Raw genomic sequence first — 5,798 nt, 5'->3', positions numbered from 1 at the left:
TGTCCCGCAGCTAGAGCATTCTTGACTTGTTCCATTGGCTGGCACGGCAATTGTAATTCTTCCGAATACTTTGCCAAGATATTCCAGCCACACTCGAAACATATACCAAGATGCGTCGTTAATCGATTTAGCTAAGCAGTGATTCTTCACCATGTTTTTGATTCTCAAGTCTTCGTAGGCTACACAGTCGTTAGACTGGATGACGTATCTTGCTAATTTCAAAGCAAAATCTTTACGTTGTCTACTTATTTTGAGGTGGCGTTTCCCTAGAATCACTCTAGCTTTTTTTCTGTTTTCTGAACCTTTGACTCGCTTTGAAAGCCACCTTTGGGCTTTCTTTAGTCGGCGCTCTCCTTTGCCCAGAAAACGCGGATTTTCGACTGTAACACCATTAGAGTCTGTGTAGAACTCTTTGAGCCCCACGTCTAATCCAATAGCATTACCTGTAACTTCAACCTTCTCGGAACGATCAACTTGAACGCAAAACTGGATGTAGTATCCATCGGCTCGTTTGACTAAGCGCACTCGCTTAATTTGGCTAAGCTGATAGAAATGTAAGTCTCGCGTTCCTTTCAACTTGAGTTTTCCGATGCCTTTTTTATCGGTAAAAGTGATAGATTTTCGGTCAGTTGCCATCCGCCACCCGGTCGTTTTATATTCGACCGACCGATTGTCTTTCTGAAACTGCGGAAAACCCTTTTTGCCGGAAATTTTCTTTTTACAGTTGTCGTAGAATCGGGCGATTGCCGACCACGCTCTTTCGGCGCTTGATTGTCGAGCCATGCTGTTGAGTTCATCACAAAACGTCCATTCTTTAGCTAAAACAGCACTGTACTTATTCAAGTCATACTTATCGACTTTTTGGTTTTCCATCCAAAAGCGCAATGCTTTGTTACGGATGAATTGTACTGTTCTAATTGCTTCGTCTACAGCGGCAAATTGCTGCTTTTTACCGTATGCTTTGAACTCAAAAACTAGCATGACTTCGACCTCATCACGATACTTCTTATACTAACAACATCGGCTTAATATACCTCAAATAGTTCATAAAGATTTACATAGTTGCACTCTACAGCGCAATCCTGAAATCCCACAAAAGAAACTGGGAGGCTTTAGCCTCCTTCTGCCTTTCATCCCCGGACTAAAGTCACGGGGTTTTCATGCTCGATCTTTATAAGCGAATGCCAAATGCACGCTACGCGATCGCACGCACTATCACTGCTTTTCAACCTAAAACACGGCAGAAATACTCGCGGTACAAATTGCACCGCGGCATCACATAATTGTTTTGCCGCCGCACAAGTCCCATGCTGTGCAATTTGTAAATTTGCATTGAATCTAATTCAACTGGTTCGGGGGAATTAACAACTTTTTTCAAAGCCCAAGCTAATTCTGGATTGTGTTGCAGTATTTCCAAATGCTTGCGTAAATGACTGCTGTAAATTCCCGATTCTGATGCCGCATTTTCTAATAGCTGAGTTAATGAGGTTTTGCCACAACTAATCTCATACATTGCCAATCTTACTAAATAAGGATGTCCGCCGATCGCACTTATTAACTTTTGCAATTGCCCCTCATCCCACTCCAAGCCGTGTAAGCGAGCTAAATCGTGAATTTGCGGCCTCTCAAACTCCAGCAACTCAACCGGCACCCCCGCATTAAACGGAGATTGATTCATGTCCAAAGGAATATAAACTTCGGTAGAATGCGCCATTACCAACCGCAGTTTTTTCCAGATATCCGAAATCTTGGCTTTTTCGTGCCAGCTTCGCAGCATCCCCAAAAAGTCTTCAACTACTTCGGTGTAGGGAAATAGGCGATCGACTTCATCCAACCCCAAAACTAGAGGCGCTGATGTTTCTGCCAGCAAATACTCTTCAAAGTAAACCGTACAGTTATCGTTGCTGCCCAAAATATCCGTATCCCAATATTCGTTTAACTTGTTTTCTAACTTTAACTGTCGGCTTACCATCAAACACAGCCAGCGCAGAAATTTCTCCAAATTTGTTAAGATTCCTCGGTCTGCAGCCCTCAAATCGATATAAACTGCGTGATAGTTTTCCCGATCGCCCTGAGCTAAAATTCTGGTCATTAATGAAGTTTTGCCCATCATTTCCGGTGCTTTGATCCGAATCAGCGAACCGGGTTTCACAACAGTCTCGCCGCACAAAGATTCAATGTTGCAACGCTCTACATAAAAAGGAGAATCTAATGATACCGAACCTTCGGGAAATGGCAAATTTGCGATCGCATTCAGTGTTCGCGAGGGCGGATTTATGTTAGTAAATTGACGTAATTCTGGCGAGGAAAATCTCCTTAGAGCTTCTTTGAAATTTTTCTTACTAATTTTCTCTCCTAACGCTTCTGAAAACTTGTGCCACAATTTGTTACCGACATCTTTGTTGAGGTATTCAGCACTGTAGCCGTAAGTTTTGGCGATTTCATCGTAACTTTTGCCTTCCCAAGAACCTTGAAGGACTTTCATTTCGATGTCGCTGAGATATTTGCCGGTGTTTTGAGCAAAAATGCGATCGGCAGATTCTTTGGTTTGGCTCCAAGAGAAGTCTAATTCTGAGTTCATGGGCTCGACCCGTAAGTACGTATATACGTAAGTATGCAGACTTTTACAAGATATCTATGGTTCCTGCATGGAGAAAGCCACCCTGACTTTTCCGTATTTTAACTGATTTAACCTGAGTTTTTACTGTCAGTCCTTGTAGAAACACCTGATTTTACTCCCCTGGTCGGTTTTATTCTGGGAAAATATACTGGTTTAGAAGCAACTTGATTGCCGATCGCCCGCTCGCAATTATCGATCGCCTAACCAACAATAGCCGAACCTCGCCAACACCAGGGTATAAGGAGAAAAATTATGGCTGCTACCATTACCGTTAATAGCACAGATGACTCGAATATCAGGAATGCCGTCCTCACCCTCAGAGAGGCAATTCTGGTTGCGAATGGCACTCTGAATTTTGCTGCTTTGACAGTGGCAGAACAAGCACAGATTAACGGTACATTGGGTACTGCAGCCGATCGCGACACGATCGCCTTTAATATCGGGGCGATCGGTTCTCAGCAATTAATTCAGCCTTTATCCGCACTGCCGCCGATCTCCGATCCAGCGATCGTCGATGGTTGGAGTCAAGGCGGCGCGGGCTATAACGGTTTGCCACTGGTGGAACTCAGCGGCAACCTCCCCGGAGTTGGGATGGTCGGACTTGATATCACTGCTGGGAACAGTACCGTGCAAGGTTTAGCGATCAACAGATTTTACTCGGCAGGCATCCGCTTGCAAACCAATGGTGGCAACGAGATCGTCAGCAACCACATCGGCACGGATCTTGCGGGTACGGTCAATCGGGGCAACCGCAGGGGGATCTGGATTGATGGCGTTCCAGATAATCGGATCGAGAACAACTTAATCTCTGGCAACGACAATTTAAATAGCGGGCTTGGCATCGAGATTTCCGGCATCGCTGCGCGCAACAACCAAGTAATCGGCAACCGTATTGGCACTGATGTTACAGGTACTGTTGCGATCGCCAATACGATGGCCAACACCGGTGGCATCAGCATCCGCAATGCGCCTGAAAACCTGATTCAGGACAACCTGATTTCTGGCAATGTGGGCCTTGGTGGCGGAATTGCGATTAACGGCCCAACTGCCAATCAAAATCGAGTTGTCGGCAACCTCATCGGCACTGATATCACGGGTAATGTAGCGCTAGGAAACAGTATCTATGGCATCTCTATTGGCAGCGCTTCTAACAATATTATCGGCGGAACGACGCCTCAAGAACGCAATATCATTTCTGGCAGTCAGACTGCGGGTATTTTTTTTGCAATAGCGCCCACACTTTTAGGCGAACCTTCAGGCGGTGTAGCTGCGACAAACCGAGTTGTCGGCAACTATATCGGCACAAATATCAGCGGTACTGCCGCTTTGGGAAATCCGGTCGGCGTCTTTATCGCTGCTGGCGAAAGTAACATCATCGGTGGCACGACACCGCAAGAACGCAATGTCATTTCCGGCAATCAAATGGGCGTCTATCTTAATAGCAACGAGGTCACTAACAACCGCGTTATCGGCAATTATATCGGCACGCAAGCTGACGGCAGCACTCCTTTACCCAATACTTTCTACAGCAACGTCATAGCTTTAGATCCAGGTGTGAATAACCGCATCGGCGGTACCGCTGCAGGAGAAGGAAATACGATCGCATTTAGCGGTAGCAGCGGCATTCAAGTGACTGGTGGCAACGGTTTGGCAATTTTAGGCAATTCTATCTTTTCTAATAATGGTTTAGGCATCGATCTCGATAACGATGCCGATCCCTTAACTAGCGACGGCGTTACCCCAAACGACTTGGGAGACGGAGATACAGGCGGAAACGGCTTGCAAAATTTCCCGGTGTTAACCTCCGCAACTGCTAGCAACGGCAACATTACTATTAGCGGCACTCTCAACAGCATTCCCAATACGAATTTCCGCGTCGAATTTTTTGACAATACTGTTCTAGATCCCAGCGGTAACGGCGAAGGACAAACTTATCTCAACTTTGTTAATCTCATAACTGATGCTGCTGGCAATGCTAATTTTATATCGCCGCCTTTAACTGCAACAGGGGCGATCGTCACTACTGCTACTAACTTAGCAACTAACGATACTTCGGAATTTTCTCAACCTTCCCCCGGCTTACTGCAATTTAGCAATCCCGCTTACACGGTGAATGAAAACGGTACAGTTGTAGGTACTGCAATTAGCGTCAATCGCATCGGTGGTAATAAAGGTGCAGTTGGGGCAACGCTGACGCTGACGGATGGTACTGCTGTTGCTGCTGACTACACCAATACGCCGATCGCGATTAACTTTGCCGCGGGCGATACGACACCAAAAATTGTTATTATTCCGATCGCCGATGACGCGATCGACGAAGCTGACGAAACGGTTAATTTATCTCTAACTAATCCAACGGGAAATGCTACAGTTGGCGATCGATACAACAATGCAGTTTTGACAATTGCAGATAACGATAACCCTCCAACTGTCAGCATCACCCCCGCTACGATTAACCAAGCTGAAGGCAATACAGGCACAACTACCTACAACTACACTGTTAGCCTCTCCAATGCTTCTGGTTTGCCCATTACTGTTAACTACAAGACAGATGACGGTACTGCTACTACGGGCGATTTCGACTACGAAGATAATGACGGTAATCTCATCTTTAATCCGCCAGAAGCGCTAACAAAAACGATCGCTGTAATTGTTAACGGCGACAACAAATTCGAGGCGAATGAAACTTTCAGCGTTACCCTCAACAACGCCATCAACGCCACCATCAATCCCGCCGCCAACCAAAGTACGGGCATTATTGTCAATGATGATAGTGATGACTCTAATCCCACTCCAACTCCGACAGAAACACCAACACCAACTCCGACAGAAACGCCGACACCGACAGAAACGCCGACACCAATTCCGACAGAAACTCCGACACCAACTCCGACACCAACTCCGACAGAAACGCCGACAGAAACGCCAACGCCGACACCAATTCCGACAGAAACTCCGACACCAACTCCGACACCAACTCCGACACCAACTCCGACAGAAACTCCGACACCAACTCCGACACCAACTCCGACAGAAACTCCGACAGAAACTCCGACAGAAACGCCGACAGAAACTCCGACAGAAACGCCAACTCCGACAGAAACTCCGACAGAAACTCCGACAGAAACTCCGACAGAAACTCCGACAGAAACTCCGACAGAAACTCCGACAGAAACTC

The 5,798-nt window shown here is 46.3% G+C and carries 3 protein-coding genes; 1 reads left to right on the top strand and 2 read right to left on the bottom strand.

The window, feature by feature from the left end; all coding sequences use genetic code 11:
* Together QUB11_RS17920 and QUB11_RS17915 are read right to left on the bottom strand one after the other, a co-directional pair.
* The coding region (locus QUB11_RS17920; protein WP_333391306.1) for a transposase at window positions 1-981 on the bottom strand (981 nt) is incomplete at its 3' end.
* Window positions 982-1,225: 244 nt separating this feature from the next.
* Window positions 1,226-2,581, bottom strand: coding sequence for an AAA-like domain-containing protein (locus QUB11_RS17915; RefSeq protein ID WP_333201391.1), 1,356 nt, complete (start codon window positions 2,579-2,581; stop codon window positions 1,226-1,228).
* A 291-nt stretch (window positions 2,582-2,872) separates the two neighbouring features.
* Here QUB11_RS17915 and QUB11_RS17910 point away from each other — a divergent pair.
* Window positions 2,873-5,798: Calx-beta domain-containing protein (locus QUB11_RS17910; RefSeq protein WP_333201389.1), on the top strand; the 2,926-nt coding region annotated here is incomplete at its 3' end.

Source organism: Microcoleus sp. B6-A1 (assembly GCF_036705085.1).
In the GTDB taxonomy this organism is placed as follows: domain Bacteria; phylum Cyanobacteriota; class Cyanobacteriia; order Cyanobacteriales; family Microcoleaceae; genus Microcoleus.
The sequence above is the reverse complement of the archived record's forward strand: the minus strand, read 5'-3'. Positions and strand labels throughout refer to the sequence as shown.

Bases quoted from the DNA above. Each gene is read 5' to 3' on its own strand.
- QUB11_RS17915 (WP_333201391.1), bottom strand. From the start codon at position 2,581: ATGAACTCAGAATTAGACTTCTCTTGGAGCCAAACCAAAGAATCTGCC.